Consider the following 23,762-nt stretch of genomic DNA (forward strand, 5'->3'; position numbering starts at 1 on the left):
CGAATACGGCGAAGGGCATCCCCCTCGGGGTCCTGGCCGGTTCGGTAAGACCACCTGAACCCATCCGCAAAGCGTGGATGCGTACAGAACCACTCCACAGGAGGACCCCAGTGGCGAAGGCGAAGTTCGAGCGGACTAAGCCGCACGTCAACATCGGCACCATCGGTCACATCGACCACGGTAAGACCACGCTTACCGCTGCGATCACCAAGGTGCTGCACGACGCGTACCCGGACCTGAACGAGGCCTCGGCCTTCGACCAGATCGACAAGGCTCCTGAGGAGCGCCAGCGCGGTATCACCATCTCCATCGCGCACGTCGAGTACCAGACCGAGTCGCGTCACTACGCGCACGTCGACTGCCCCGGTCACGCGGACTACATCAAGAACATGATCACCGGTGCGGCGCAGATGGACGGCGCCATCCTGGTGGTCGCCGCCACCGACGGCCCGATGCCGCAGACCAAGGAGCACGTGCTTCTCGCTCGCCAGGTCGGCGTGCCGTACATCGTTGTCGCCCTGAACAAGGCCGACATGGTGGACGACGAGGAGATCCTGGAGCTCGTCGAGCTCGAGGTCCGTGAGCTGCTCTCCGAGTACGAGTTCCCGGGCGACGAGGTTCCGGTCGTCAAGGTCTCGGCGCTCAAGGCGCTCGAGGGCGACGCCGAGTGGGGCAAGTCCGTCCTCGACCTGATGAAGGCCGTCGACGAGTCGATCCCGCAGCCGGAGCGCGACGTCGACAAGCCGTTCCTGATGCCGATCGAGGACGTCTTCACCATCACCGGTCGCGGTACGGTCGTCACCGGCCGTATCGAGCGCGGTGTGCTGAAGGTCAACGAGAACGTCGACATCATCGGCATCAAGCAGGAGAAGACCTCGACCACCGTCACCGGTATCGAGATGTTCCGCAAGCTGCTCGACGAGGGCCAGGCCGGTGAGAACGTCGGTCTGCTGCTCCGCGGCATCAAGCGTGAGGACGTCGAGCGCGGCCAGGTCATCATCAAGCCGGGTTCGGTCACTCCGCACACCGAGTTCGAGGCCCAGGCGTACATCCTGTCCAAGGATGAGGGTGGCCGCCACACGCCGTTCTTCAACAACTACCGTCCGCAGTTCTACTTCCGTACCACGGACGTGACGGGCGTTGTGACCCTCCCCGAGGGCACCGAGATGGTCATGCCGGGCGACAACACCGAGATGTCCGTCCAGCTGATCCAGCCGGTCGCCATGGAGGAGGGCCTGAAGTTCGCCATCCGTGAGGGTGGCCGGACCGTCGGCGCCGGCCAGGTCACCAAGATCGTCAAGTGACCTGACGCTCCGCGGAGCACAAAAGCCCCACTCGTCTTTTGACGAGTGGGGCTTTTCCGTATGTGGGTACCCGGCCGTCCACATCGAAGCCGCGTTCGACTTCGGGAGCGAATTGATGATGACAAACGGCAAGATCGCGGTCGCGATCACGGGAGGCTATCTCCTTGGGCGCACGAAGAAGGTGAAACTCGCCTTCGGGCTGGGCATGTTGCTGGCCGGGAAGAAAATCACGCTGGATCCGCAGCAGCTGAAGAAGTCCCTCGCCGACACCCCGCTGCTGAGCGGCCTCAACGGACAGGTGCGCAAGGAACTCCTCGACGCGACGCGGAAGGCCGCGACCACGGCCGTGTCCGAGCGGGTGAACGGCCTGGCCGACTCGTTGCACGAGCGCACGGCGGCGCTGCGCGGCGGAGGCGAGGAGGAGGGGGCGGAGGCCGACGCGGAATCCGAACCCGAGGCGAAACCCAAGCCGCCGAAGCCTCCCCGCAAGGCGGCGGCCAAGGCCCCGGCCCGCCCGGCGAAGAAGACGGCCGCGTCCGGGGCCGGCAAGGCGAAGAAGACCGCGAAGACCGCCAAGACCGCCGGGGGCCGTAATGGCTGACACCCTGGGCAAGCTCAAGGACGACCTCGTCAAGAACCCGGCCACCGACCGTCTCAAGGACGAGCTGCGCGCGTACGCCCAGGCGCGGGCGACGCAGGCGATCTCCGGTCTCGGCACCGGCCTCGCCAAGGCCGGCTCGTCCCACCTCAAGGAGTCCCTGAAGGAGTCCCTGAAGGATTCGCTGAAGGAGAAGGTCAAAGGGGCGTTCGGCAAGGGCCGGAACAAGAGCGGCGGCGGCAAGTCGAAGAGCGTGACGGTCGTCGAGGACATCGACGTCGGGGTGCCGGTCCGCGAGGCGTACGACCAGTGGACCCAGTTCCAGGAGTTCAGCACCTTCGCGAAGGGTGTCGTCAGCGTCGAGAAGGCCGACGACACCAGCAGCAACTGGAAGGTGAAGGTCGCCAAGTCCACCCGCAGTTGGCGGGCGAACGTCACCGAGCAGGTGCCCGACGAGCGGATCAGCTGGACCACGGAAGGCGCGAAGGGCACCGTCAAGGGCGTCGTCACCTTCCATCCGCTCGGTGACAATCTCACCCGGGTGCTGCTGGTCCTGGAGTACTTCCCCAAGGGCCTCTTCGAGAAGACCGGCAACATCTGGCGCGCCCAGGGCCGCCGCGCCCGGCTCGACCTGAAGCTCTACCGGAAGTTCCTCATGATGCGCGGCGAGGCCACGGACGGCTGGCGCGGCGAGATCAGGGACGGCGAGGTCGTGGTGGACCACGAGACGGCCGTGGAGGAGGAAGAGCGCGAGGGAGCCGGGGGAGACGCCGAGGGTGACGGTGCGCCGGAGGACGAGCTCGAGGAGGAGCCCGACTTCGAGGAGGAGCCGGAGGCCGACCGGGAGCCGGACGAGGCTGAGGAGCCCGAGGCGTACGAGGAGGAGCCGGAGCCGTACGAGGACGAGGAGCTCGAGGAGGCCGACGAGCCCGGCGCAGCCCGCCCCCGGCGGCGCGCCGCCACGGCCCAGCGCTGATCGCACCCCGGACCGCGCCCGGCTCCCCCGGCCGACGCAGATGGCGCGTTGGCGCGCGCCGATGACGCGGCGCCGGGCAGCGGGCCGGACCCGTACCGGGCACCGCGCACCGGACGCGTGCCGGGGCGGCGCCCAGGGGAACCGCTGGCCCGGTACGTATGGGTGACACGGCCGAGGGGAGCGCTGGACCCTGCCGGGGACGGCGCCCCCGGGGCCGCGCCGGACTCGTGCCGGGGACGGCGCCCCCGGGGCCGCGCCGGACTCGTGCCGGGGACGGCGCCCCCGGCGCGCTGGCCCCCTCTCGGGGATGGCACCCCCGGGGGCCGCGTCGGCCCCGGGCCGGATGTGTATCGGGGGCGCGGCGCCGCCACTGGCCCCAGGGGCGGGGGTCAGGCGCGTGACGTGGGGCGCGGTCGCCAGATCCAGGGGGTGGCGTCCGGGGCGACGCCGACCACGTGCACGCCCTGGCCGTCCTCCGCCAGCAGCGCCGGGGCGCCGACCGGGATCAGGTGGCCGGGGGAGCGCAGCGGTCTGGCGTCCGGGCCGGTGCCGTACTGGACCTGGACCTCCCCGCCCAGGTCCCGGCCGAGCAGCAGCAGTGTCCGCGCCTCGCGGCGGCCGGTCGGCTGGGCCACGGTGTGCGCGGCGATCGCCCCGTAACCCTCGAAGTGCCGCACCGTGCGGGCGGTGCGGGTGGTGTCGCCGTGGACGGCGGGCACCGTGGCGGCCGGGGCGCGGTAGACCAGCGCGAGGGTGCCGTCGGGGGTCACCGCGGCGCCCAGCGGGTCGCCGCCGGGGCGCGGCAGACCGGTCGGCGGGCGCAGGGCGACCGGGCCGCCGGTCCGTTCCTGGGCCCAGTGGTGGACGGTGTCGCGGCCGGGGGCGAGGACATGGACCCGCCCCTCGGCGTCGAGCAGCGTGGTCAGCCCGTCCTGGATCTCGGCGCCGCCGAGCCGCTGCCAGGGGCCCCAGTGACCGTCGGCGTCCCGTATCCGGGTGGCGAGTCCCTTGTCCGCGGTCCGTACGAACAGATGGACCCGGCCGTCGGGGGTGGCCACGGCCGCCGGGCAGCCGACCCGGCGGCCGTGCTCGGTGCTGGTCTCGGGGGTGCCGAGTCCGGTCCAGGCGCGGAACGGGCCGTCCGGGCTGCGCTGTTCCAGCGCCACGATCTCGCGCAGGTCGGCCGCCCCCTGCCCGGCCAGCGCCGCGAACCGCAGGGCGATCAGCACCTGCCGCCCCGCGCTGTCCCGTACCGCGGTGAGTGCCGGGGCGAGCGGTCCGCCGCCGAGCCCCAGCGGCGCCCCGAACCGTCCGCTGCCGGGCGCCGTCTCGCGCCACCGCACGGCCTGGGTGCCGAGCACGCCGTATGCCACGAGCCGGCCCTGGGCGTCGGTGGTGGGGGCGGGCAGGGCGGTGGGGTAGCGGTAGTAGGTGGAGCGGATCCAGCCCTTGCGGTTCTTCAGCGCGTGCGATCCGCCCTGGCTGTAGTCGCCGCAGCCGGCCGGGTCGCCGCAGTCCCAGTCCGGCGCACCGCCGTAGGACTCGACCGCCTGTGCCTTCCGGGCGAGTACCGCGGGCGGCAGATTGTGCGGCCAGCGCTGGTTGTAGTAGCCGCGGAACGCGGTGGTGGTGAAGCGCGGGGCGTGCTTGTCCCGCCGGGTGGACACGGCCACCCACCGCGCGATCGCCTTCCAGGTGAACAGCGCGACCGGGGTGTGGTCGCGGTGGTCCGAGCAGCCCGGCTGATCGTTGTCCTTGGGGTGCTGGGCGTCGTGCACCTGGAAGTCGGGGTCCGGGTCCAGGGTGTGGATCAGCGTGGGCCGGCAGCGGTCCATGATCTCGGCGAGCACGTCGACCAGCGTCTGGTGGCCGTACGTACTCGGGTGGGTCACGGGGGAGCCGGTGGCCGGAAGGGTGCGCATCACGGTGCCCGGGGTGGTCCACAGCGCGGGGACGCGTACGCCGCCCTCCGACAGCATCGCGATGTTGAGGAAGATCAGCTGGGCACTGCGGGCGCCGTTCGTCAGGGTGTTGGTCTCCGCGGTGACCCCGCCGGGCAGCCGCAGCACCGACCGCTGCCAGGGCGCGAACCGGTCCAGCCCCATCATCCGCGCGTACGCCTGGCGCAGCCCCTGGTGGCGGGAGGCGGAGTACGCGGCCTTGTCGGCGCGCGGGACCGGCGTGCCCGGTGCGCGGTTGATGCCCAGCGCCTCGCCCGCCGTGACGTACACGCACACCACCGGGACGCCGGCGCGCAGTACGTGTTCGGCGTCCGGGTTCATGAAGTACAGATCGTCGTCGGGGTGCGCCATCACCTGGAGCAGCAGCGCCTGCTTGTCGCCCACCGGTGAGGTGAAGGGAGCCGCCGCCCCGGGCACGGTGGCCCGCGCGGGCCCGGCGGGCGCGGATGCCGTGGCGCGGGAGGTGCCGGCGCTGCATCCGGCGGCCCCGGCGGCGGTGAGTGCCGCCAGCGCGGCCAGTGTCTGCCTGCGGGTGGTGCCCGGCAGCGTCCATCGACTGTTCAATTCGGTGACCCTGTCACTTCGGCAGCGCGTAGTTTCCGGCTGCTCCGAGTGAGAGGACGGTTGGCGATCATGGCGGGTTGTCCGATGGCCGGGAGGTATCGGTCACAGACCTCACAGGCCGGACACAGCGGGGGAGCGGATTCCGAACGTCACATTCCGCCCGGCGTCTCACCAGGACACAAGTCCCAACGGGTCACATGTCCCGTCGGGACACAACTGCGATAGGATGAAGCACATGACGGCGATGAAGCCCCACCCCGGCACCGCGGACGGCGTGGCCCCGCCCGAGGACCGCAGGCAGCGCAAGGCCCGGCAGACCCGGGAGGCGATGGCCGCCGCGGCCGTCACCCTGATCCTCGAGCGCGGTCTGGCCGCCGTGACCGTCGAGGAGATCGCCGACCGCGCCGATGTCACGCGCCGCACCTTCAGCCGCCACTTCAGCGGAAAGGAAGACGCGGCGCTGGACTTCACCCGGGCCGACGGGGCGCGCATCAACGCCGCGCTGCGGGCCCGCCCGATCGACGAGCCGCCGCTTCTCGCCTACCGCGAGGCCGTCGGGGAGTGGCTCGCCGCCCGGCAGGCGCTGGGCGAGGCCGCCTACGCGCGGTGGCGGAGCCTGCTGCGGCTCGTGGACCGCGAACCGACGCTGTTCGCCGCGTACGAGCGGATCCGGGTCGACGCCCAGGACGAGTCCGTGGCGATCATCGCCGACCGGCTCGGCACCGACCCCGCCCGGGACCCGCGCCCGGCCGTCGTCATCGGCGCCGCCGCCGGCGTACTCACCGCGGCCCTGCGCACCTGGGCGCGCGAGGAGCGCGACGACGCCGAAGCCCTTCCGGGCCATGTGAACCGGGCCTACGACGTGCTCATCGAGGAGGCACGCCGGACAGATCAACGGCGGACCGGCTGACGGCCGGTCCTCCCCCGCACCACCCGAGAGTGAGCAGAACCATGAGCACCACAGAGAAGACCCCCGAGAACACTTCTGAGAGCGCTTCCGAGAACCCCGCCGAATTCGCCGGGAAGACCGCCCTCGTCACCGGCTCCGCCTCGGGGATCGGTCTGGCCGTGGCCCGCCGCCTGGGCCAGGGCGGCGCCGCCGTCGTCGTGGCCGACTACAACCTGGAAGGCGCGGAAGCCGCCGCCGAGCAGCTGAGGTCGGAGAAGCTCACGGCGGCCGCCGTGCGGGTCGACGTCACCGACGCCGCCTCGGTCGAGGCCGCCGTGAACTTCGCCGTCGACACCTTCGGCGCCCTGCACCTGGCGGTGAACAACGCGGGCGTGGGCGCCGACGGCACGCCGGTCGGCGAGTACGACATCGACGTCTGGAACCGCGTCGTCCGCACCGACCTGGACGGCGTCTTCCACTCGATGCGCTACGAGATCCCCGCCATGCAGGCCGCGGGCTCGGGGGCCATCGTCAACGTCGGTTCCATCCTCGGCACCGTCGGCTGGGCGGGCTCCTCCGCCTACGTCGCCGCCAAGCACGGCGTCATCGGCCTGACCAAGACCGCTGCCCTGGAGTACGCGGACCAGGGCATCCGCATCAACGCGGTCGGCCCCGGCTTCATCGAGACCCCGGCGCTGAAGGGCATGGACCAGGACGCCTACCGCGGCCTGGCCGCCCTGCACGCCACCGGCCGCCTCGGTCTGCCCGAGGAGGTCGCCGAACTGGTCGCCTTCCTCCTCTCCGACCGCGCCTCCTTCATCCACGGCAGCTACCACCTGGTCGACGGCGCCTACACCGCCCGCTGACCCCCGTCCGGCGGCTGTCACGCGACCGCCGGACCTACCGGTAGCGCGGCAGGTTCTCCGTCGAGATGGTCCACTCGCCGATCGTGATGTCCTCCCCGTAGACGAAGTCCTTACGGGTCGCGTACCGGGGGCCGTGCGGAGTGGGATGGATGTCGGACAATACGGCGCCCTCACCCGTACGGGGATCGAAGATCACGTAAACGGGGACACCCAGCTGTGGGTAATCCCGTGTCTTGCCCACCCAGTCATTGTCCGGATTGGACCGGGACACCACCTCGATGGCGGCGAGGAGCGTCCGCGGATCGATCGCTCCCTCGACGTCCAGGTCCGCTTCGGCGATCACGATCACATCTGGATGGCGCAGCACGCCCGTGTGCGGGTCCTCCACATCCGGCGTGCCGGTATGGGCCAGCAGATCGTCCGGCATGACCTTCTCCAGCCGACGGCTGATGCGTGCCGCTGTCAGCTCGTGCGGCCCCCCCGGCGACATCATGTCGTGAACGATCCCTTCCCTCGTGATCTCCAGCTTTCCGGGAACGCTCTCCTGCATGCGCTCGACGATGTCCCGCATGGACTGATAGCGGAGTGCGTCACGGTCGGCGTGACCCGGGGCGATCGTCATGGCGCACGCTCCTCTCTCGGGCAGCGGCCGCGTCGGGCGACGGGAAGACCTCGCAGCCATGCTAGCGAGCCGGGCGGTTCGGGCCGTGGGCGAACGGGACGGGCCGGGGTGCGGGCCGCGCCGCCGGCCGCCGGGCCGATGGGAGCGGGCGCCGGTGGCGGCATCCGCGCTCGGCGGCCGGGACTGTCGCCGGACTGCCGGACCCGTTCCCGGGGGGTGGGGTACCCCTCCGGAGGCTGCTTGACAAATTAGTTGCGTCAGATCAAGCGTTCTGGTGAGGGGTACCCGGAGGGGCCGCCCGGGACCCACCGGCCCGTACTCCGGACCGGACCGCGCCCCTCGCGTCGCCGAGCCGCCACGGCCGCAACACCCCACCGGCCCGGCGCCCGGCGGCGGCGCCTCGCCTCCACCTCCACCTCCGCTGCTCAATGGCGCCGAAGGCGCGAGACGGCGCCGCACCCGACCGGGCCGGGCAGACACGGCCGTTCGATGGCATGACGTTGGGGGAGTGGGCGCGCCATGGAATATGAGTTCTTGTTCGTCGTGGAAGGCATCTCTGTCGATGACGACCAAGCGATCGGCATCGTTTTCGACCAGTTCGACGGCCTGCTGACGCGGCACCGCGACCGGTACCTGCTGGATGTGGCGGAGACCGGGGCGGATGCCATCGAGGCCGCACACCGCGTCGTCGCCCGCCTGCGCCGGGCCCTGCCCACCCTGCGGATCATCCGGCTGGACCCGGAGCTGGTGGGAGTGGGCGACATCGCCGAGCGGACCGGACGCAGCAGGCAGAACGTATTGCAGTGGGTCGGCGGCGAGCGCCGGGGTGACCAGCCGTTTCCCGAGCCCGAAGGTTCGGTGGGGCGGTCGCGGGTATGGCGCTGGGCCGAGGTGAATCAGTGGCTCAACCTGATCGGCGTGGGCGACGGAGCGAGTGCCCCGGTCCGCGAGGAGGCGCTGCTGATCGACCTGATGCTGCCCCAGTGGCAGCGAGACCTGGATGAGGGTCTGCCACTGGTGAAGATCTTCTGCGTCCAGGACGAATGGCTGGCCGAGCGAACCTCGGTGATGCAGACCTTGGAGCACGCGCTCGGACAGCCGGAGACCATGCGGACGCTGTGCGCGCTGCCGCGGAGTGAGCCCGACCGGCTGGCCGTGGTGTGCGCGGTGGTCCCAGACCGGTTGAGCGCGGTGCTCGACCAGATCGCTCCGGACGACGCGTCGGCGCTGCTCGCGGTGCGCGGCGAGGACGCCACTCTCCACCTGCTGGGCGTCGCCTCCCGGGCTTTGCCCGGTACGGTCCCGGTTTCGGACCTGGGGCTCGGCAACGGGGCCACCGTGGGCGATCTGCTGCTGGAGCTCTCCAGCCGCTCCGTCGCCCCGACGACACCCCTCGCGCTGGCCTGACCGCCTGTCAGGCGGCGGTCGGTGCGAGGGCCCACGCGTCCGCGCGCTGATCCGCCGATGCGGAGCTCCCGGTGCCCTTCGGGCCGGGAGCTCTCGCGCCTGTCGCGCAGCAGCCACGGCGCGGATCGCCGGAGCGAGGAACCCCTGCGGGCGACGGGTCGCGACGTGCCAGTCTGGTGTGTTGGTACGACGTCCGGCCATCGCCCTAGCGAGCCTCTATAGTGACGCTATGGCGACGACGACGATCCAGGTCTCCCGGGACACCCGTGACCATCTGGCCCAGCTCGCGAAGGAACGAGGTCTGAGCCTCGGGCAGTACGTCGCGCAGCTTGCCGAGCAACAGCCCACCGAGGCGCAGAGGGCCGAGCGGCTGGCCGCCGACCGTGCGGCCCTGCGGGCACTGACCGGCTGCGACATCAGCGATGACGAGTTCGACCAGGCTCCTGATGTGCTGGGCAACATCTACCGCATCGCCGCTGAGAAGGTCCGCGCCGCACGAGGCGACGCTGCGTGATCATTCTTGACACCGGCGCGGTGTCCGCCCTGGCCGGTGGACACAAGGCCCTGAACCTTCTCGCGGGCAACATGGCCCGTACCCCGGGTGACCGCCTGCGCGTTCCCGCTCTGTGCCTCATGCAGGCCGAGACACGGGATGAGCAGGCGTCCCGCATCGTGCTCGGTCTCTCCGGGGTGGTCGTGGATGACCTTGACACGATCGCGGCAGTAAGCGTCGGTGCGATGATCCGCGATGGCTATGGCGGTGCTGACACCTGCCACGCTCTCTACTGTGCGCTTCCTCGCGCCGAGTTCACGGGTATGTCGATTCTGTTGACGGGCAACGAGGACGCCTATCCGCCCGGGGTGCTCACCGTCGATATCGACTCGCCCGGAATGCTGGGCTTTCACTGAGCCTGTCTGCGCGGCGGCCAGTGGGTCGGTCGGCCGTCAACCTCGCGCCGTTCAGTTCCTCCCTATGTGCGACATTGCCGCACATAGGGACGCTACCGTGGATGCACGGTCGAAGATCTCACACCGGCATCTACCACGAGCGGCTGAAGCTGACCGTCCCGTTCACGATCGACATCGACCTCACCGCGATCGATCACCTGTAGAGCGGACGCCCGCCGAGTTTGAACCGCCCCCCGCAGGGGGTACGCTTCCGGGCCCCCTGATTGGCATCCGGCAAGTCCCGTATGGCACACTAGCCAGGTTGCTCGGTTGAGTGCCGATGCTGCGCGCCTCCCGCCGGGAGGACCGGAAGCGAGTCCCACAGTACTCGTCGTCCCTGATCAGGGGCGGAAGTACGGGAATCTTCCGGGAAGTGTCAGCGGGGCCCCAGCCAGGCGCCCGGTGGGTGACTTTCTCCCCCAGCAACCCCTTCAGCAGGGAACTCCCTCACGGAGATCTGTAAGAAGGACTGCGACACGCCCGACCGCGTGGGTCGGAAGTGAGGTGGAGAGGGCCGCGTACGCCACCGGGTCCCAGAGCGTTACGAGAGACAGGACTACGAAGTAGCCATGGCGGGACAGAAGATCCGCATCCGGCTCAAGGCCTACGACCACGAGGTCATCGACTCTTCGGCGAAGAAGATCGTCGAGACGGTGACCCGCACTGGTGCGTCGGTCGCGGGCCCGGTGCCGCTGCCCACAGAGAAGAACGTGTACTGCGTCATCAAGTCGCCGCACAAGTACAAGGACTCGCGCGAGCACTTCGAGATGCGTACGCACAAGCGCCTCATCGACATCCTCGACCCCACGCCGAAGACCGTCGACTCGCTCATGCGGCTCGACCTGCCGGCGGGCGTCGACATCGAGATCAAGCTCTGAGGTGACGCGCGAGATGGCTAAGCAGATCAAGGGCGTCCTGGGCGAGAAGCTCGGCATGACGCAGGTCTGGGACGAGAACAACCGTGTCGTCCCGGTCACCGTCGTCAAGGCCGGTCCCTGCGTCGTGACCCAGGTCCGTACCGATGACGCGGACGGCTACAGCGCCGTCCAGATCGCCTTCGGCGAGATCGACCCGCGCAAGGTGAACAAGCCCCTCAAGGGCCACTTCGCCAAGGCCGATGTGACCCCGCGCCGCCACCTGGTGGAGCTGCGTACCGCCGACGCCGGTGAGTACACGCTCGGCCAGGAGGTCACCGCCGAGGTGTTCGAGTCCGGTGTCAAGGTCGACGTGACCGGCACCAGCAAGGGCAAGGGCACCGCCGGTGTCATGAAGCGCCACGGCTTCGGCGGCCTCGGCGCCGGCCACGGCACCCAGCGCAAGCACCGCTCGCCGGGCTCCATCGGTGGCTGCGCCACCCCGGGCCGCGTGTTCAAGGGCCTGCGCATGGCCGGCCGCATGGGCAATGAGCGGGTCACCACCCAGAACCTGACCGTCCACGCCGTTGACGCGGAGAAGGGTCTGCTCCTGATCAAGGGAGCGGTTCCTGGTCCGAACGGCGGCCTCGTCCTGGTCCGTACCGCGGCCAAGGGGGCCTGAGGTAACCGATGAGCACCATTGACATCCTTTCGCCGGCAGGCGACAAGGCCGGGACCGTCGAGCTCCCCGCGGAGATCTTCGACGCGCAGGTCAGCGTTCCGCTGATCCACCAGGTCGTCGTCGCCCAGCTGGCCGCTGCCCGCCAGGGCACGCACAAGACGAAGACCCGCGGCGAGGTCCGTGGCGGTGGCAAGAAGCCGTACCGCCAGAAGGGCACCGGCCGCGCGCGCCAGGGTTCGACCCGCGCGCCGCAGTTCGCCGGCGGTGGCACCGTGCACGGTCCCGTGCCGCGCGACTACAGCCAGCGCACCCCGAAGAAGATGAAGGCCGCCGCGCTGCGTGGCGCCCTCTCCGACCGGGCGCGCCACGACCGGATTCACGTCGTGACCGGCGTGGTCGACGGCGACATCTCCACCAAGGCCGCGAAGGCCCTGCTGGGCAAGATCAGCGAGCGCAAGAACGTGCTGCTGGTCGCCGAGCGGAGCGACGAGGCCGCGTGGCTGTCCGCCCGCAACCTGCCCCAGGTGCACATCCTGGAGCCGGGCCAGCTGAACACGTACGACGTGCTCGTCTCCGACGACGTGGTCTTCACCCAGGCCGCCTTCGAGTCCTTCGTGGCTGGTCCCAAGGCCGCTGAGAAGACCGAAGGGAGCGCCGCCTGATGAGTGAGGCGACCGCTGTCACCAGCAAGACCTTCACCGACCCCCGCGACGTTCTCGTCAAGCCGGTGGTCTCGGAGAAGAGCTACGCGCTGCTGGACGAGAACAAGTACACGTTCATCGTCGACCCGCGCGCCAACAAGACCCAGATCAAGCAGGCCGTCGAGGCGGTCTTCTCGGTCAAGGTCACCGGGGTCAACACGATCAACCGGCAGGGCAAGCGCAAGCGCACCCGCACCGGTTTCGGCAAGCGCAAGGACACCAAGCGCGCCATCGTGACCCTCGCCGAGGGCGACCGTATCGACATCTTCGGCGGCCCGGTCTCCTAACGGAGATCGGAACGTCCAGAAGTCCGGAATCTTCCGAGGACTGAGAAATGGGTATCCGCAAGTACAAGCCGACGACCCCGGGCCGTCGTGGCTCCAGCGTCGCCGACTTCGTCGAGATCACGCGGTCCACGCCGGAGAAGTCGCTGGTCCGCCCGTTGCACAGCAAGGGTGGTCGTAACAACGCCGGCCGCATCACGGTCCGCCACCAGGGTGGCGGTCACAAGCGTGCGTACCGCGTGATCGACTTCCGCCGTCACGACAAGGACGGCGTCCCGGCGAAGGTCGCACACATCGAGTACGACCCCAACCGCACCGCGCGCATCGCGCTGCTGCACTACGCCGACGGCGAGAAGCGCTACATCCTCGCGCCGCGCGGCCTGTCGCAGGGCGACCGGATCGAGAACGGCCCCGGCGCCGACATCAAGCCCGGTAACAACCTGTCGCTGCGCAACATCCCGGTTGGTACCACTCTCCACGCCATCGAGCTGCGGCCCGGCGGCGGCGCGAAGTTCGCCCGCTCCGCGGGTGCCTCCGTGCAGCTGCTGGCGAAGGAGGGCTCCATGGCCCACCTGCGCATGCCGTCCGGTGAGATCCGCCTGGTCGACGTCCGCTGCCGCGCCACCGTCGGCGAGGTCGGCAACGCCGAGCAGTCGAACATCAACTGGGGCAAGGCCGGCCGCATGCGCTGGAAGGGCGTCCGCCCGACCGTTCGTGGTGTGGTCATGAACCCCGTCGACCACCCGCACGGTGGTGGTGAGGGCAAGACCTCCGGTGGTCGCCACCCGGTCTCGCCGTGGGGTCAGAAGGAGGGCCGTACGCGCTCGCCGAAGAAGGCCAGCAACAAGTACATCGTCCGCCGCCGCAAGACGAACAAGAAGCGCTAGGAGCGGGTTTAGATGCCGCGCAGTCTCAAGAAGGGGCCCTTCGTCGACGACCACCTGATCAAGAAGGTGGACACGCAGAACGAAGCCGGCACCAAGAACGTCATCAAGACCTGGTCCCGCCGCTCGATGATCGTCCCGGCCATGCTCGGCCACACGATCGCGGTGCACGACGGCCGCAAGCACGTCCCGGTGTTCGTCACCGAGTCGATGGTCGGCCACAAGCTCGGCGAGTTCGCGCCGACCCGCACCTTCCGCGGCCATGAGAAGGACGACCGCAAGTCGCGTCGTCGCTGATCAGCGGAAAAGACTCATGACAGACACCGAAGGGACAACCATGGAAGCCAGGGCCCAGGCGCGGTACATCCGCGTCACGCCCATGAAGGCCCGCCGCGTGGTGGACCTCATCCGTGGCATGAGCGCCACGGAGGCTCAGGCGGTCCTGCGTTTCGCCCCGCAGGCCGCGAGCGTGCCGGTCGGCAAGGTGCTGGACAGCGCCATCGCCAACGCCGCGCACAACTACGACCACACCGACGCCGACAGCCTCTACATCTCCGAGGCGTACGTCGACGAGGGCCCGACCCTGAAGCGGTTCCGTCCGCGCGCCCAGGGCCGCGCCTACCGGATCCGCAAGCGGACCAGCCACATCACCGTGGTCGTCAGCAGCAAGGAAGGAACCCGGTAATGGGCCAGAAGGTAAACCCGCACGGGTTCCGGCTCGGCATCACCACCGACTTCAAGTCCCGGTGGTACGCCGACAAGCTGTACAAGGACTACGTCAAGGAAGACGTCGCCATCCGCCGGATGATGACGAAGGGCATGGAGCGCGCCGGTATCTCCAAGGTGGAGATCGAGCGCACCCGTGACCGCGTCCGCGTCGACATCCACACCGCCCGGCCGGGCATCGTCATCGGCCGCCGCGGCGCGGAGGCCGACCGTATCCGCGGCGAGCTGGAGAAGCTCACCGGCAAGCAGGTGCAGCTGAACATCCTCGAGGTGAAGAACCCCGAGACCGACGCTCAGCTGGTCGCCCAGGCCGTCGCCGAGCAGCTCTCCTCCCGCGTCTCCTTCCGTCGTGCGATGCGCAAGTCGATGCAGAGCTCGATGAAGGCCGGCGCCCGCGGCATCAAGATCCAGTGCGGTGGCCGTCTCGGCGGCGCCGAGATGTCCCGCTCGGAGTTCTACCGCGAGGGCCGGGTGCCCCTGCACACCCTCCGGGCCAACGTCGACTACGGCTTCTTCGAGGCCAGGACCACCTTCGGCCGCATCGGCGTCAAGGTGTGGATCTACAAGGGCGACGTCAAGAACATCGCCGAGGTCCGCGCCGAGAACGCCGCCGCCCGCGCCGGCAACCGTCCGTCGCGTGGCAGCGACCGCCCGCAGCGCCGTGGTGGCGAGCGCGGTGGCCGCGGCCGTAAGCCGCAGCAGTCGGCCGCCGCCACCGAGGCCAAGGCCGAGGCGCCCGCCGCCGCGGCCGCTGAGCCCAGCGCCGCCGGAAAGGAGAGCTGACCCCATGCTGATCCCTCGCAGGGTCAAGCACCGCAAGCAGCACCACCCCAAGCGGTCCGGCATGGCCAAGGGCGGTACGGAGCTGGCGTTCGGCGAGTACGGCATCCAGGCCGTCACCCCGGCGTACGTCACCAACCGTCAGATCGAGGCCGCTCGTATCGCGATGACCCGCCACATCAAGCGTGGCGGCAAGGTCTGGATCAACATCTACCCGGACCGTCCGCTGACGAAGAAGCCCGCTGAGACCCGTATGGGTTCCGGTAAGGGTTCGCCGGAGTGGTGGGTCGCGAACGTCAAGCCCGGCCGGGTGATGTTCGAGCTGTCCTACCCGAACGAGAAGACTGCGCGTGAGGCGCTCACCCGCGCTGCTCACAAGCTCCCGATGAAGTGCCGGATCGTGCGGCGCGAGGCAGGTGAGTCGTGATGGCGGCCGGTACCAAGGCGTCCGAGCTGCGTGAGCTGAACAACGAGGACCTCGTTGGCAAGCTCCGTGAGGCCAAGGAAGAGCTGTTCAACCTCCGCTTCCAGGCGGCGACCGGACAGCTTGAGAACCACGGCCGGCTGAAGGCCGTCCGCAAGGACATCGCCCGGATCTACACCCTGATGCGGGAGCGCGAGCTCGGCATCGAGACGGTGGAGAGCGCCTGATGAGCGAGACGAATGTGACTGAGAACGCAACGCAGAACCGCGGCTTCCGCAAGACCCGTGAGGGTCTGGTCGTCAGCGACAAGATGGACAAGACCGTCGTCGTCGCCGTCGAGGACCGCGTCAAGCACGCGCTGTACGGCAAGGTCATCCGCCGTACCAACAAGCTCAAGGCGCACGACGAGCAGAACGCCGCGGGTGTCGGCGACCGCGTCCTCCTGATGGAGACCCGGCCGCTGTCCGCGACCAAGCGCTGGCGCGTCGTCGAGATCCTCGAGAAGGCCAAGTAGGTAATTCCCGTAAGGGGATTCCAAGTACCGCAGCCTGCGGGCAATAGCCCGCAGGACAGTTCCGCCAGGCTCGGCAGGGGCTGATCCAGCCCCTGCCGGGAACCGGCAGACGATCAGGAGATAGACGTGATCCAGCAGGAGTCGCGACTGCGCGTCGCCGACAACACGGGAGCGAAGGAGATCCTTTGCATCCGTGTTCTCGGTGGCTCCGGTCGCCGCTACGCGGGCATTGGTGACGTCATCGTCGCCACCGTCAAGGATGCGATCCCCGGTGGCAACGTGAAGAAGGGTGACGTCGTCAAGGCGGTCATCGTGCGCACCGTCAAGGAGCGCCGCCGCCCGGACGGTTCGTACATCCGCTTCGACGAGAACGCGGCCGTCATCCTCAAGAACGATGGCGACCCCCGCGGCACCCGTATCTTCGGCCCGGTGGGCCGTGAGCTGCGCGAGAAGAAGTTCATGAAGATCATCTCCCTCGCGCCGGAGGTGCTGTAACCGATGAAGATCAAGAAGGGCGACCTGGTCCAGGTCATCACCGGCAAGGACAAGGGCAAGCAGGGCAAGGTCATCGCGGCCTTCCCGCGCGAGGACCGTGTCCTGGTCGAGGGTGTCAACCGGGTCAAGAAGCACACCAAGGCCGGCCAGACCGCTCGTGGTTCGAAGACCGGCGGCATCGTGACGACCGAGGCCCCGATCCACGTGAGCAATGTTCAGCTCGTGGTGGAGAAGGACGGCAAGAAGGTCGTCACCCGCGTCGGATACCGCTTCGACGACGAGGGCAACAAGATCCGCGTTGCCAAGCGGACCGGTGAGGACATCTGATGACTGCCACCACCACTGCACCGCGTCTCAAGACGCGCTACCGCGAAGAGATCCAGGGCAAGCTGCAGGAGCAGTTCTCGTACGAGAACGTCATGCAGATCCCCGGTCTGACCAAGGTCGTGGTCAACATGGGTGTGGGCGACGCCGCCCGCGACTCCAAGCTGATCGAGGGCGCCATCCGCGACCTCGCCACGATCACCGGCCAGAAGCCCGCCGTCACCAAGGCCCGCAAGTCCATCGCGCAGTTCAAGCTGCGTGAGGGTCAGCCGATCGGTGCCCACGTCACCCTCCGCGGTGACCGCATGTGGGAGTTCCTGGACCGCCTGGTGTCGCTCGCGCTGCCGCGCATCCGCGACTTCCGCGGTCTGTCGCCGAAGCAGTTCGACGGCCGGGGCAACTACACCTTCGGTCTCACGGAGCAGGTCATGTTCCACGAGATCGACCAGGACAAGATCGACCGCGTCCGGGGTATGGACATCACCGTGGTGACCACGGCGACCAACGACGAAGAGGGCCGGGCCCTGCTGCGTCACCTCGGCTTCCCGTTCAAGGAGGCGTGAGCCGTGGCGAAGAAGGCTCTCATTGCCAAGGCCGCCCGCAAGCCCAAGTTCGGCGTGCGCGCGTACACGCGCTGCCAGCGCTGCGGTCGTCCGCACTCCGTGTACCGCAAGTTCGGCCTGTGCCGCGTGTGCCTTCGTGAGATGGCTCACCGTGGCGAGCTGCCGGGCGTGACCAAGAGCTCCTGGTAATCGACCCTTACGGGTTGATACCGGGCTCTCGGTAAGCAAATGGATGGCGAGGCCCGACCGTCCGCTCCCGTAGAGTGGAAGGGTTGGGCGCTCGCCGCCCAGAATCCTTACTACGCCGTAGGTCCCCGCGCCGCACCCGTGCCCGCCACTGAGCGGGTGAGAGGGATGGCGCAGACAGGAAACCCCGGCGAGAGAGGCCGAAGGCCATCATGACCATGACCGATCCGATCGCAGACATGCTGACGCGTCTGCGAAACGCGAACTCGGCGTACCACGACTCCGTCGTGATGCCCCACAGCAAGATCAAGTCGCACATCGCGGAGATCCTCCAGCAGGAGGGCTACATCACCGGCTGGAAGGTCGAGGACGCCGAGGTCGGCAAGAACCTCATCCTCGAGCTGAAGTTCGGTCCGAACCGCGAGCGCTCGATCGCCGGCATCAAGCGGATCTCGAAGCCGGGCCTGCGGGTCTACGCAAAGTCCACCAACCTGCCGAAGGTGCTCGGCGGCCTGGGCGTGGCGATCATCTCCACGTCGCACGGGCTCCTCACCGACAAGCAGGCCGGCAAGAAGGGCGTGGGTGGGGAAGTCCTCGCCTACGTCTGGTAACCAGGGAACGGAGGAAAGCACATGTCGCGCATTGGCAAGCTGCCCATCCAGGTTCCCGCTGGTGTGGACGTCACCATCGATGGCCGCACGGTCGCCGTGAAGGGTCCCAAGGGCTCTCTCTCGCACACCGTCGCCGCGCCGATCGAGGTCGCCAAGGGTGAGGACAACGTGCTCGTTGTCAGCCGCCCGAACGACGAGCGTCAGAACAAGGCCCTGCACGGCCTGTCCCGCACGCTGGTGGCGAACATGATCACCGGCGTGACCCAGGGCTACAGCAAGGCGCTCGAGATCAGCGGTGTCGGTTACCGCGTCCAGGCGAAGGGCTCCAACCTGGAGTTCTCCCTGGGCTACAGCCACCCGATCCTGGTCGAGGCCCCCGAGGGCATCACCTTCAAGGTGGAGTCCCCGACCAAGCTGAGCGTCGAGGGCATCGACAAGCAGAAGGTCGGCGAGGTCGCCGCGAACATCCGCAAGCTGCGCAAGCCCGACCCGTACAAGGCCAAGGGCGTGAAGTACGCGGGCGAGGTCATCCGCCGCAAGGTCGGAAAGGCTGGTAAGTAAGCCATGGCATACGGTGTGAAGATCGCCAAGGGCGACGCCCGTAAGGCTGCCGCCGTCAAGCGCCGTCACATCCGCGTCCGCAAGCGGGTCTCCGGTACGCCGGCCCGTCCCCGCCTGGTCGTGACGCGGTCCAACCGTCACATGGTGGCGCAGGTCATCGACGACATCGCGGGCCACACCCTGGCCTCGGCGTCGACCCTGGACAGCTCCATCCGGGCGGCCGAGGGCGACAAGAGCGCCCAGGCGCAGCAGGTCGGCGCCCTGGTGGCCGAGCGGGCGAAGGCCGCGGGCGTCGAGGCCGTCGTGTTCGACCGCGGTGGCAACAGGTACGCCGGGCGGATCGCCGCTCTGGCGGACGCCGCCCGTGAGGCCGGGCTGAAGTTCTGAGCCCCGGTTCCAACGCAAAGCGGAAACGAGAGAGGTAAATCCAATGGCTGGACCCCAGCGCCGCGGTGGCGGCGCCGGTGGCGGCGAGCGGCGGGACCGGAAGGACCGGCGGGACGGTGGCGCTGCCGCCGAGAAGACCGCTTACGTCGAGCGCGTTGTCGCGATCAACCGCGTCGCCAAGGTTGTGAAGGGTGGTCGTCGCTTCAGCTTCACCGCGCTGGTCGTGGTGGGCGACGGTGACGGCACCGTGGGTGTCGGTTACGGCAAGGCCAAGGAGGTGCCGGCCGCGATCGCCAAGGGCGTGGAGGAGGCCAAGAAGCACTTCTTCAAGGTCCCCCGGATCGCCGGCACCATCCCGCACCCGATCCAGGGTGAGGAGGCCGCGGGTGTCGTGCTGCTGAAGCCGGCGTCCCCCGGTACCGGTGTGATCGCCGGTGGCCCGGTGCGCGCCGTGCTGGAGTGCGCGGGCATCCACGACGTGCTCAGCAAGTCGCTCGGCTCGTCGAACCCGATCAACATCGTGCACGCCACGGTGGCCGCTCTCCAGGGCCTTCAGCGCCCCGAGGAGATCGCTGCCCGTCGTGGTCTGCCGCTGGAGGACGTCGCCCCCGCCGCTCTGCTGCGGGCGCGTGCCGGGGTGGGTGTGTGAGCATGGCCCGCCTGAAGATCACGCAGACGAAGTCCTACATCGGCAGCAAGCAGAACCACCGCGACACGCTGCGTTCGCTCGGGCTGAAGAAGCTCGGCGACGTGGTTGTCAAGGAGGACCGCCCCGAGTTCCGCGGCATGGCGCAGACCGTGCGGCACCTCGTGACGGTCGAGGAGGTCGACTGAGATGGCGGAGAACAACCCGCTGAAGGTCCACAACCTCCGGCCCGCCCCGGGCGCCAAGACCGCCAAGACCCGTGTCGGTCGTGGTGAGGCGTCCAAGGGTAAGACCGCTGGTCGTGGCACCAAGGGCACCAAGGCCCGCTACCAGGTTCCGGAGCGCTTCGAGGGTGGGCAGATGCCCCTCCACATGCGGCTCCCGAAGCTCAAGGGCTTCAAGAACCCCTTCCGTACCGAGTACCAGGTCGTGAACCTGGACAAGCTCGCCGCGCTCTACCCCGAGGGTGGCGAGGTCACCAAGGCGGGTCTGGTCGCCAAGGGTGCGGTGCGGAAGAACCAGCTCGTCAAGGTGCTGGGCACCGGTGAGGTCTCGGTGGCGCTCCAGGTGACGGTCGACGCCGTCTCCGGCTCCGCCAAGGAGAAGATCACCGCCGCCGGCGGCACCGTCACCGAGCTCGGCTGAGCACGGTGCACACCCAACCGGGGATGCCCCAGATATGGGGCATCCCCGGTTGGTCGTTCCAAGGGGGGCCAGGTCGCCGGTAAGGTGGCGTGCGTTGTTACCTTCCGTGCGGTACGTCTCCGTGCGGGACCTGGCTGATAAGTATTCGTCGATCCTCAAGACCGTCACCTCTCGCGCAAGCACGCGGGGGGCGCAGGAGGCAATGTGCTCACCGCGTTCGCCCGGGCGTTCAAGACGCCCGACCTGCGCAAGAAGCTGCTGTTCACGCTGGGCATCATCGTGCTCTTCCGGCTCGGGCAACACGTCCCGATCCCGGGTATCGACTACAAGAACGTCCAGACGTGCATGGACCTCGCCAAGGGCCAGCAGGGGCTGTTCGGCTTGGTCAACATGTTCAGTGGTGGCGCACTGCTCCAGATCACCATCTTCGCGCTCGGGATCATGCCGTACATCACGGCGAGCATCATCCTTCAGCTGCTGACCGTGGTGATCCCGCGTCTCGAGGCCCTCAAGAAGGAGGGCCAGACCGGGCAGGCGAAGATCACGCAGTACACCCGTTATCTGACCATCGCGCTCGCGATCCTCCAGGGCACCGGGCTGGTGGCCACCGCCCGCAGCGGCTCGCTCTTCCAGAGCTGCCCGGTCGGCGGCCAGATCGTCCGGGACGACTCGATCTTCACCACCGCCGTGATGGTCATCACGATGACCGCCGGCACCGCGTTGATCATGTGGCTCGGTGAGCTGGTGACCGACCGGGGCATCGGCAACGGCATGTCGATCCTGATGTTCGTCTCGATCGCCGCCGGGTTCCCCAGCGCGATGTGGAGCATCAAGCAGCAGGGCAAGATCATGGGGGGCTGGCTGGAGTTCAGCCTGGTCATCCTCTGTGGTCTGGCCATGGTCGCCCTGGTGGTCTTCGTCGAGCAGGCGCAGCGTCGCATCCCCGTGCAATACGCCAAACGCATGATCGGCCGTCGCAGTTACGGCGGTACGTCCACCTACATCCCGATGAAGGTGAACCAGGCGGGTGTGATCCCCGTGATCTTCGCCTCGTCGCTGCTGTACATCCCGGCGCTGATCGTCCAGTTCTCCAATTCCAAGGCCGGCTGGGCGACGTGGATCTCGCAGAACTTCGTCAAGGGCGACCATCCGATCTACATCGCCACGTACTTCCTGCTGATCGTCTTCTTCGCGTTCTTCTATGTCGCCATCAGCTTCAACCCCGAAGAAGTTGCCGACAACATGAAGAAGTATGGTGGGTTCATCCCGGGTATCCGGGCTGGTCGTCCCACCGCGGAGTATCTGAGCTACGTGCTGAACCGCATCACGTGGCCCGGTGCGCTCTATCTGGGCTTGATCGCCCTGGTGCCCACGGTGGCACTGGTGACGCTCAACGCCAACCAGAACTTCCCGTTCGGCGGCACGAGCATCCTGATCATCGTGGGTGTCGGCCTGGAGACTGTGAAGCAGATCGAGAGCCAGCTTCAGCAGCGACACTACGAAGGGTTCCTCCGCTGATGCGAATCGTCCTCGTCGGGCCTCCGGGAGCCGGCAAGGGTACGCAGGCCGCGTACCTTGCCGAGAAGCTGTCGATCCCGCATATCTCCACCGGCGACCTGTTCCGCGCGAACATCAGCCAGGGCACTCCCCTCGGCAAGCAGGCGCAGGAGTACATGAGGGCCGGGCAGCTGGTACCGGACGAGGTCACCATCGCCATGGCGGAGGACCGGCTGAACCAGCCCGACGCGGAGCAGGGCTTCCTGCTGGACGGGTTCCCGCGGAACCAGTTCCAGGCCGAGGCCCTGGACACCTATCTGGCGGACCGCGGTGTCTCGCTGGACGCGGTGCTGGACCTGGAGGTCCCCGAGTCCGAGGTGATCAAGCGCATCGCGGGCCGTCGTACCTGCCGTAACGACAGCTCGCACACGTTCCACGTGGAGTACAAGCCCCCGAAGACCGAGGGCGTGTGCGACACCTGCGGCGGCGAGCTGTACCAGCGCGAGGACGACAGCGAGGAGACGGTCCGCAAGCGCCTGGAGGTCTACCACCGGGAGACCGAGCCGATCATCGACTACTACAAGGCCAAGGGCCTGGTCGTGACGATCTCGGCGCTCGGCAAGGTGGCGGAGGTCACCCAGCGGGCGATGGACGCCCTGGCGGCGAAGGCGGCCTGAAGGCCGCGAGGACCCCTACGGAACGGCCGCAGGCGCCCGGTACGGGCCCTGCGGCCGTACTGTTGAGCAAATACGTCACTGCACAGACCATGAGAGAACGACCCGGGAAGGCCCCCATGGTGGAGATCAAGACTGCCGAGCAGATCGCCAAGATGCGTGAGGCGGGGCTGGTCGTCGCCGCCATCCATGAGGCGACGCGCGCGGCGGCCGTGCCGGGCGCGACCACCAAGGACCTGGACGACGTGGCCCGCAAGGTGATCGCCGACCACGGCGCCAAGTCGAACTTCCTCGGCTACGGCGGCTTCCCCGCCACGATCTGCACCTCGGTGAACGATGTCGTGGTGCACGGCATCCCGGACCGGGAGACCGTCCTCAGGGACGGCGACATCATCTCCATCGACGCGGGCGCGATCGTGGACGGCTGGCACGGCGACGCCGCCTTCACCGCCTTCGTGGGCACCGGCCACGCCCCGGAGCTGTACGAGCTCAGTCGGGTCACCGAGGAGTCGATGTGGGCCGGGATCGCCGCGGTCCGCAAGGGCAACCGGCTGGTCGACATCTCCAAGGCGATCGAGGGCTACATCCGCCGCCAGCCCCGTCCGGCCTCCGGCAAGTACGGGATCATCGAGGACTACGGCGGCCATGGCATCGGCACCGAGATGCACATGGACCCGCATCTGCTGAACTACGTCTCCAAGAAGCGAGGCAAGGGCCCCCGGCTGGTCCCCGGCTTCTGCATCGCGATCGAGCCCATGGTGAGCCTGGGCACCGCGAAGACCCACGTCCTGGCCGACGACTGGACGGTCAAGACGGACGACGGGACCTGGTCCAGCCACTGGGAGCACTCGGTCGCGCTGACCGAGGAGGGCCCGCTGGTGCTGACCGCCGTGGACGGCGGCAAGGCCAAGCTGGCCGAGCTGGGCGTGGAGGCCGCGCCCGACCCGCTGGCCTGAGTCTCCTCGGCCGGTGACTCCCCGGCCGGTGAATGCCGGGTCGATGACTCCTTGGCCGGTGACTCCTTGGCCGGTGACTCCTTGGCCTGAAGACTCCGGATCTCCGGGGTAAAGATCTCAAAATCGGGGCATGATGCCCCGGATTCGTGTTTCGGGAAGCGCTGACGTAGACTGACACGTCGGCTCACGCATGCCCTCCCGCATGTCGCGAGCCGATCAAGGTAGCCGATCCC

General features: G+C 68.7%; 34 protein-coding genes. 32 read left to right on the top strand and 2 right to left on the bottom strand.

Annotated elements, in window-relative coordinates:
- Positions 1-110 precede the first annotated feature (110 nt).
- The 3 genes from tuf to N6H00_RS23050 all read left to right on the top strand — a co-directional run bounded on the left by tuf (position 111) and on the right by N6H00_RS23050 (position 2,878).
- Entirely contained in the window at positions 111-1,304 is a 1,194-nt protein-coding gene (tuf, locus tag N6H00_RS23040) for an elongation factor Tu (RefSeq protein ID WP_030835078.1), read from the top strand.
- A gap of 118 nt (positions 1,305-1,422) precedes the next feature.
- Positions 1,423-1,905, top strand: a complete 483-nt coding sequence (locus N6H00_RS23045; RefSeq protein WP_268973728.1) for a hypothetical protein — start codon at positions 1,423-1,425, stop codon at positions 1,903-1,905.
- The gene (locus N6H00_RS23050) at positions 1,898-2,878 is read left to right on the top strand and encodes an SRPBCC family protein (protein WP_268973729.1); all 981 of its coding nucleotides are present in this window, start codon (positions 1,898-1,900) and stop codon (positions 2,876-2,878) included. The genes N6H00_RS23045 and N6H00_RS23050 overlap by 8 nt, the downstream gene beginning before the upstream one ends.
- Before the next feature lie 389 nt (positions 2,879-3,267).
- Here N6H00_RS23050 and N6H00_RS23055 read toward each other — a convergent pair whose 3' ends face one another.
- Complete coding sequence (locus tag N6H00_RS23055; protein WP_268973730.1) at positions 3,268-5,403, bottom strand: PIG-L family deacetylase; 2,136 nt, start codon at positions 5,401-5,403, stop codon at positions 3,268-3,270.
- Positions 5,404-5,638: 235 nt separating this feature from the next.
- On the opposite strand from N6H00_RS23055, the gene N6H00_RS23060 reads away from it, so the two are divergent.
- Positions 5,639-6,313 carry a TetR/AcrR family transcriptional regulator gene (locus tag N6H00_RS23060; protein ID WP_268973731.1) on the top strand — a complete coding sequence of 225 codons (675 nt, stop codon included), beginning with the start codon at positions 5,639-5,641 and terminating at the stop codon, positions 6,311-6,313.
- Between the two features lie 41 nt (positions 6,314-6,354).
- Positions 6,355-7,158, top strand: coding sequence for an SDR family NAD(P)-dependent oxidoreductase (locus tag N6H00_RS23065; protein ID WP_268973732.1), 804 nt, complete (start codon positions 6,355-6,357; stop codon positions 7,156-7,158).
- Positions 7,159-7,192: 34 nt separating this feature from the next.
- Here N6H00_RS23065 and N6H00_RS23070 read toward each other — a convergent pair whose 3' ends face one another.
- Positions 7,193-7,780 (bottom strand): Uma2 family endonuclease, encoded by a 588-nt coding sequence (locus N6H00_RS23070; protein WP_268973733.1) that lies wholly within the window; start codon positions 7,778-7,780, stop codon positions 7,193-7,195.
- 519 nt (positions 7,781-8,299) lie between these two features.
- Between N6H00_RS23070 and N6H00_RS23075 the strand changes: the two genes are divergently transcribed.
- The 27 genes from N6H00_RS23075 to map all read left to right on the top strand — a co-directional run bounded on the left by N6H00_RS23075 (position 8,300) and on the right by map (position 23,529).
- Entirely contained in the window at positions 8,300-9,187 is an 888-nt protein-coding gene (locus tag N6H00_RS23075) for a helix-turn-helix transcriptional regulator (protein WP_268973734.1), read from the top strand.
- Between the two features lie 229 nt (positions 9,188-9,416).
- Positions 9,417-9,701 carry a hypothetical protein gene (locus tag N6H00_RS23080; protein WP_268973735.1) on the top strand — a complete coding sequence of 95 codons (285 nt, stop codon included), beginning with the start codon at positions 9,417-9,419 and terminating at the stop codon, positions 9,699-9,701.
- On the top strand, positions 9,698-10,096 hold the full coding sequence (locus N6H00_RS23085; protein WP_268973736.1) for a hypothetical protein: 399 nt from the start codon (positions 9,698-9,700) through the stop codon (positions 10,094-10,096). The genes N6H00_RS23080 and N6H00_RS23085 overlap by 4 nt, the downstream gene beginning before the upstream one ends.
- Positions 10,097-10,704: 608 nt before the next feature.
- Positions 10,705-11,013 (top strand): 30S ribosomal protein S10, encoded by a 309-nt coding sequence (rpsJ, locus tag N6H00_RS23090; RefSeq protein ID WP_003948644.1) that lies wholly within the window; start codon positions 10,705-10,707, stop codon positions 11,011-11,013.
- A 13-nt stretch (positions 11,014-11,026) separates the two neighbouring features.
- Positions 11,027-11,671 (top strand): 50S ribosomal protein L3, encoded by a 645-nt coding sequence (gene rplC / locus N6H00_RS23095; RefSeq protein WP_020869262.1) that lies wholly within the window; start codon positions 11,027-11,029, stop codon positions 11,669-11,671.
- 8 nt (positions 11,672-11,679) lie between these two features.
- Positions 11,680-12,333 carry a 50S ribosomal protein L4 gene (rplD, locus tag N6H00_RS23100; protein ID WP_268973739.1) on the top strand — a complete coding sequence of 218 codons (654 nt, stop codon included), beginning with the start codon at positions 11,680-11,682 and terminating at the stop codon, positions 12,331-12,333.
- Positions 12,333-12,659, top strand: coding sequence for a 50S ribosomal protein L23 (rplW, locus tag N6H00_RS23105; protein ID WP_030835099.1), 327 nt, complete (start codon positions 12,333-12,335; stop codon positions 12,657-12,659). Before rplD ends, rplW begins: the two co-directional genes overlap by 1 nt.
- A 47-nt stretch (positions 12,660-12,706) precedes the next feature.
- Positions 12,707-13,543 carry a 50S ribosomal protein L2 gene (gene rplB / locus N6H00_RS23110; RefSeq protein ID WP_268973740.1) on the top strand — a complete coding sequence of 279 codons (837 nt, stop codon included), beginning with the start codon at positions 12,707-12,709 and terminating at the stop codon, positions 13,541-13,543.
- A gap of 12 nt (positions 13,544-13,555) precedes the next feature.
- A complete protein-coding gene (gene rpsS, locus N6H00_RS23115) occupies positions 13,556-13,837 on the top strand; it encodes a 30S ribosomal protein S19 (protein ID WP_020869258.1) in 282 nt (93 codons plus the stop codon).
- Between the two features lie 40 nt (positions 13,838-13,877).
- Entirely contained in the window at positions 13,878-14,225 is a 348-nt protein-coding gene (gene rplV / locus N6H00_RS23120) for a 50S ribosomal protein L22 (RefSeq protein ID WP_030835105.1), read from the top strand.
- The gene (rpsC, locus tag N6H00_RS23125) at positions 14,225-15,049 is read left to right on the top strand and encodes a 30S ribosomal protein S3 (RefSeq protein WP_268973741.1); all 825 of its coding nucleotides are present in this window, start codon (positions 14,225-14,227) and stop codon (positions 15,047-15,049) included. The genes rplV and rpsC overlap by 1 nt, the downstream gene beginning before the upstream one ends.
- Positions 15,050-15,053: 4 nt before the next feature.
- Entirely contained in the window at positions 15,054-15,473 is a 420-nt protein-coding gene (rplP, locus tag N6H00_RS23130; protein ID WP_009715875.1) for a 50S ribosomal protein L16, read from the top strand.
- Positions 15,473-15,697, top strand: a complete 225-nt coding sequence (rpmC, locus tag N6H00_RS23135) for a 50S ribosomal protein L29 (RefSeq protein WP_009715874.1) — start codon at positions 15,473-15,475, stop codon at positions 15,695-15,697. The genes rplP and rpmC overlap by 1 nt, the downstream gene beginning before the upstream one ends.
- Positions 15,697-15,984, top strand: a complete 288-nt coding sequence (rpsQ, locus tag N6H00_RS23140) for a 30S ribosomal protein S17 (RefSeq protein ID WP_014054172.1) — start codon at positions 15,697-15,699, stop codon at positions 15,982-15,984. The genes rpmC and rpsQ overlap by 1 nt, the downstream gene beginning before the upstream one ends.
- A 126-nt stretch (positions 15,985-16,110) precedes the next feature.
- On the top strand, positions 16,111-16,479 hold the full coding sequence (gene rplN / locus N6H00_RS23145) for a 50S ribosomal protein L14 (protein WP_003998823.1): 369 nt from the start codon (positions 16,111-16,113) through the stop codon (positions 16,477-16,479).
- A gap of 3 nt (positions 16,480-16,482) precedes the next feature.
- Entirely contained in the window at positions 16,483-16,806 is a 324-nt protein-coding gene (rplX, locus tag N6H00_RS23150) for a 50S ribosomal protein L24 (RefSeq protein ID WP_030835110.1), read from the top strand.
- Complete coding sequence (rplE, locus tag N6H00_RS23155; RefSeq protein ID WP_256652946.1) at positions 16,806-17,366, top strand: 50S ribosomal protein L5; 561 nt, start codon at positions 16,806-16,808, stop codon at positions 17,364-17,366. Before rplX ends, rplE begins: the two co-directional genes overlap by 1 nt.
- 3 nt (positions 17,367-17,369) lie before the next feature.
- The gene (locus tag N6H00_RS23160; protein ID WP_003956452.1) at positions 17,370-17,555 is read left to right on the top strand and encodes a type Z 30S ribosomal protein S14; all 186 of its coding nucleotides are present in this window, start codon (positions 17,370-17,372) and stop codon (positions 17,553-17,555) included.
- Between the two features lie 209 nt (positions 17,556-17,764).
- A complete protein-coding gene (gene rpsH, locus N6H00_RS23165) occupies positions 17,765-18,163 on the top strand; it encodes a 30S ribosomal protein S8 (RefSeq protein WP_210947165.1) in 399 nt (132 codons plus the stop codon).
- 21 nt (positions 18,164-18,184) lie between these two features.
- The gene (rplF, locus tag N6H00_RS23170; protein ID WP_268973743.1) at positions 18,185-18,724 is read left to right on the top strand and encodes a 50S ribosomal protein L6; all 540 of its coding nucleotides are present in this window, start codon (positions 18,185-18,187) and stop codon (positions 18,722-18,724) included.
- A 3-nt stretch (positions 18,725-18,727) separates the two neighbouring features.
- Positions 18,728-19,111, top strand: coding sequence for a 50S ribosomal protein L18 (gene rplR, locus N6H00_RS23175; protein WP_268973744.1), 384 nt, complete (start codon positions 18,728-18,730; stop codon positions 19,109-19,111).
- A 43-nt stretch (positions 19,112-19,154) separates the two neighbouring features.
- On the top strand, positions 19,155-19,760 hold the full coding sequence (gene rpsE, locus N6H00_RS23180; protein WP_030835127.1) for a 30S ribosomal protein S5: 606 nt from the start codon (positions 19,155-19,157) through the stop codon (positions 19,758-19,760).
- 2 nt (positions 19,761-19,762) lie between these two features.
- Positions 19,763-19,945, top strand: coding sequence for a 50S ribosomal protein L30 (rpmD, locus tag N6H00_RS23185; RefSeq protein ID WP_037952898.1), 183 nt, complete (start codon positions 19,763-19,765; stop codon positions 19,943-19,945).
- 1 nt (position 19,946) lies between these two features.
- Positions 19,947-20,402 (top strand): 50S ribosomal protein L15, encoded by a 456-nt coding sequence (rplO, locus tag N6H00_RS23190; protein ID WP_268973745.1) that lies wholly within the window; start codon positions 19,947-19,949, stop codon positions 20,400-20,402.
- Positions 20,403-20,606: 204 nt separating this feature from the next.
- A complete protein-coding gene (secY, locus tag N6H00_RS23195) occupies positions 20,607-21,920 on the top strand; it encodes a preprotein translocase subunit SecY (protein WP_030835136.1) in 1,314 nt (437 codons plus the stop codon).
- On the top strand, positions 21,920-22,576 hold the full coding sequence (locus N6H00_RS23200) for an adenylate kinase (RefSeq protein WP_268973746.1): 657 nt from the start codon (positions 21,920-21,922) through the stop codon (positions 22,574-22,576). The genes secY and N6H00_RS23200 overlap by 1 nt, the downstream gene beginning before the upstream one ends.
- A gap of 116 nt (positions 22,577-22,692) precedes the next feature.
- The gene (map, locus tag N6H00_RS23205; protein ID WP_268977080.1) at positions 22,693-23,529 is read left to right on the top strand and encodes a type I methionyl aminopeptidase; all 837 of its coding nucleotides are present in this window, start codon (positions 22,693-22,695) and stop codon (positions 23,527-23,529) included.
- Positions 23,530-23,762: the final 233 nt, after the last annotated feature.

Source organism: Streptomyces sp. S465 (assembly GCF_026898115.1).
GTDB lineage: Bacteria > Actinomycetota > Actinomycetes > Streptomycetales > Streptomycetaceae > Streptomyces > Streptomyces luomodiensis.

Bases quoted from the DNA above. Each gene is read 5' to 3' on its own strand.
- rpsH (WP_210947165.1), top strand. From the start codon at position 17,765: ATGACCATGACCGATCCGATCGCAGACATGCTGACGCGTCTGCGAAAC.
- rpsS (WP_020869258.1), top strand. From the start codon at position 13,556: ATGCCGCGCAGTCTCAAGAAGGGGCCCTTCGTCGACGACCACCTGATC.
- rplX (WP_030835110.1), top strand. From the start codon at position 16,483: ATGAAGATCAAGAAGGGCGACCTGGTCCAGGTCATCACCGGCAAGGAC.
- N6H00_RS23060 (WP_268973731.1), top strand. From the start codon at position 5,639: ATGACGGCGATGAAGCCCCACCCCGGCACCGCGGACGGCGTGGCCCCG.
- rplR (WP_268973744.1), top strand. From the start codon at position 18,728: ATGGCATACGGTGTGAAGATCGCCAAGGGCGACGCCCGTAAGGCTGCC.
- N6H00_RS23080 (WP_268973735.1), top strand. From the start codon at position 9,417: ATGGCGACGACGACGATCCAGGTCTCCCGGGACACCCGTGACCATCTG.
- rplO (WP_268973745.1), top strand. From the start codon at position 19,947: ATGGCGGAGAACAACCCGCTGAAGGTCCACAACCTCCGGCCCGCCCCG.
- map (WP_268977080.1), top strand. From the start codon at position 22,693: ATGGTGGAGATCAAGACTGCCGAGCAGATCGCCAAGATGCGTGAGGCG.
- rplV (WP_030835105.1), top strand. From the start codon at position 13,878: ATGGAAGCCAGGGCCCAGGCGCGGTACATCCGCGTCACGCCCATGAAG.
- rpmC (WP_009715874.1), top strand. From the start codon at position 15,473: ATGGCGGCCGGTACCAAGGCGTCCGAGCTGCGTGAGCTGAACAACGAG.
- rplD (WP_268973739.1), top strand. From the start codon at position 11,680: ATGAGCACCATTGACATCCTTTCGCCGGCAGGCGACAAGGCCGGGACC.
- N6H00_RS23065 (WP_268973732.1), top strand. From the start codon at position 6,355: ATGAGCACCACAGAGAAGACCCCCGAGAACACTTCTGAGAGCGCTTCC.
- N6H00_RS23050 (WP_268973729.1), top strand. From the start codon at position 1,898: ATGGCTGACACCCTGGGCAAGCTCAAGGACGACCTCGTCAAGAACCCG.
- N6H00_RS23200 (WP_268973746.1), top strand. From the start codon at position 21,920: ATGCGAATCGTCCTCGTCGGGCCTCCGGGAGCCGGCAAGGGTACGCAG.
- rpsJ (WP_003948644.1), top strand. From the start codon at position 10,705: ATGGCGGGACAGAAGATCCGCATCCGGCTCAAGGCCTACGACCACGAG.
- rpsC (WP_268973741.1), top strand. From the start codon at position 14,225: ATGGGCCAGAAGGTAAACCCGCACGGGTTCCGGCTCGGCATCACCACC.
- rplW (WP_030835099.1), top strand. From the start codon at position 12,333: ATGAGTGAGGCGACCGCTGTCACCAGCAAGACCTTCACCGACCCCCGC.
- rpmD (WP_037952898.1), top strand. From the start codon at position 19,763: ATGGCCCGCCTGAAGATCACGCAGACGAAGTCCTACATCGGCAGCAAG.
- rpsE (WP_030835127.1), top strand. From the start codon at position 19,155: ATGGCTGGACCCCAGCGCCGCGGTGGCGGCGCCGGTGGCGGCGAGCGG.
- rplE (WP_256652946.1), top strand. From the start codon at position 16,806: ATGACTGCCACCACCACTGCACCGCGTCTCAAGACGCGCTACCGCGAA.
- rplF (WP_268973743.1), top strand. From the start codon at position 18,185: ATGTCGCGCATTGGCAAGCTGCCCATCCAGGTTCCCGCTGGTGTGGAC.
- rplB (WP_268973740.1), top strand. From the start codon at position 12,707: ATGGGTATCCGCAAGTACAAGCCGACGACCCCGGGCCGTCGTGGCTCC.
- N6H00_RS23070 (WP_268973733.1), bottom strand. From the start codon at position 7,780: ATGACGATCGCCCCGGGTCACGCCGACCGTGACGCACTCCGCTATCAG.
- N6H00_RS23075 (WP_268973734.1), top strand. From the start codon at position 8,300: ATGGAATATGAGTTCTTGTTCGTCGTGGAAGGCATCTCTGTCGATGAC.
- rpsQ (WP_014054172.1), top strand. From the start codon at position 15,697: ATGAGCGAGACGAATGTGACTGAGAACGCAACGCAGAACCGCGGCTTC.
- rplC (WP_020869262.1), top strand. From the start codon at position 11,027: ATGGCTAAGCAGATCAAGGGCGTCCTGGGCGAGAAGCTCGGCATGACG.
- N6H00_RS23045 (WP_268973728.1), top strand. From the start codon at position 1,423: ATGACAAACGGCAAGATCGCGGTCGCGATCACGGGAGGCTATCTCCTT.
- rplP (WP_009715875.1), top strand. From the start codon at position 15,054: ATGCTGATCCCTCGCAGGGTCAAGCACCGCAAGCAGCACCACCCCAAG.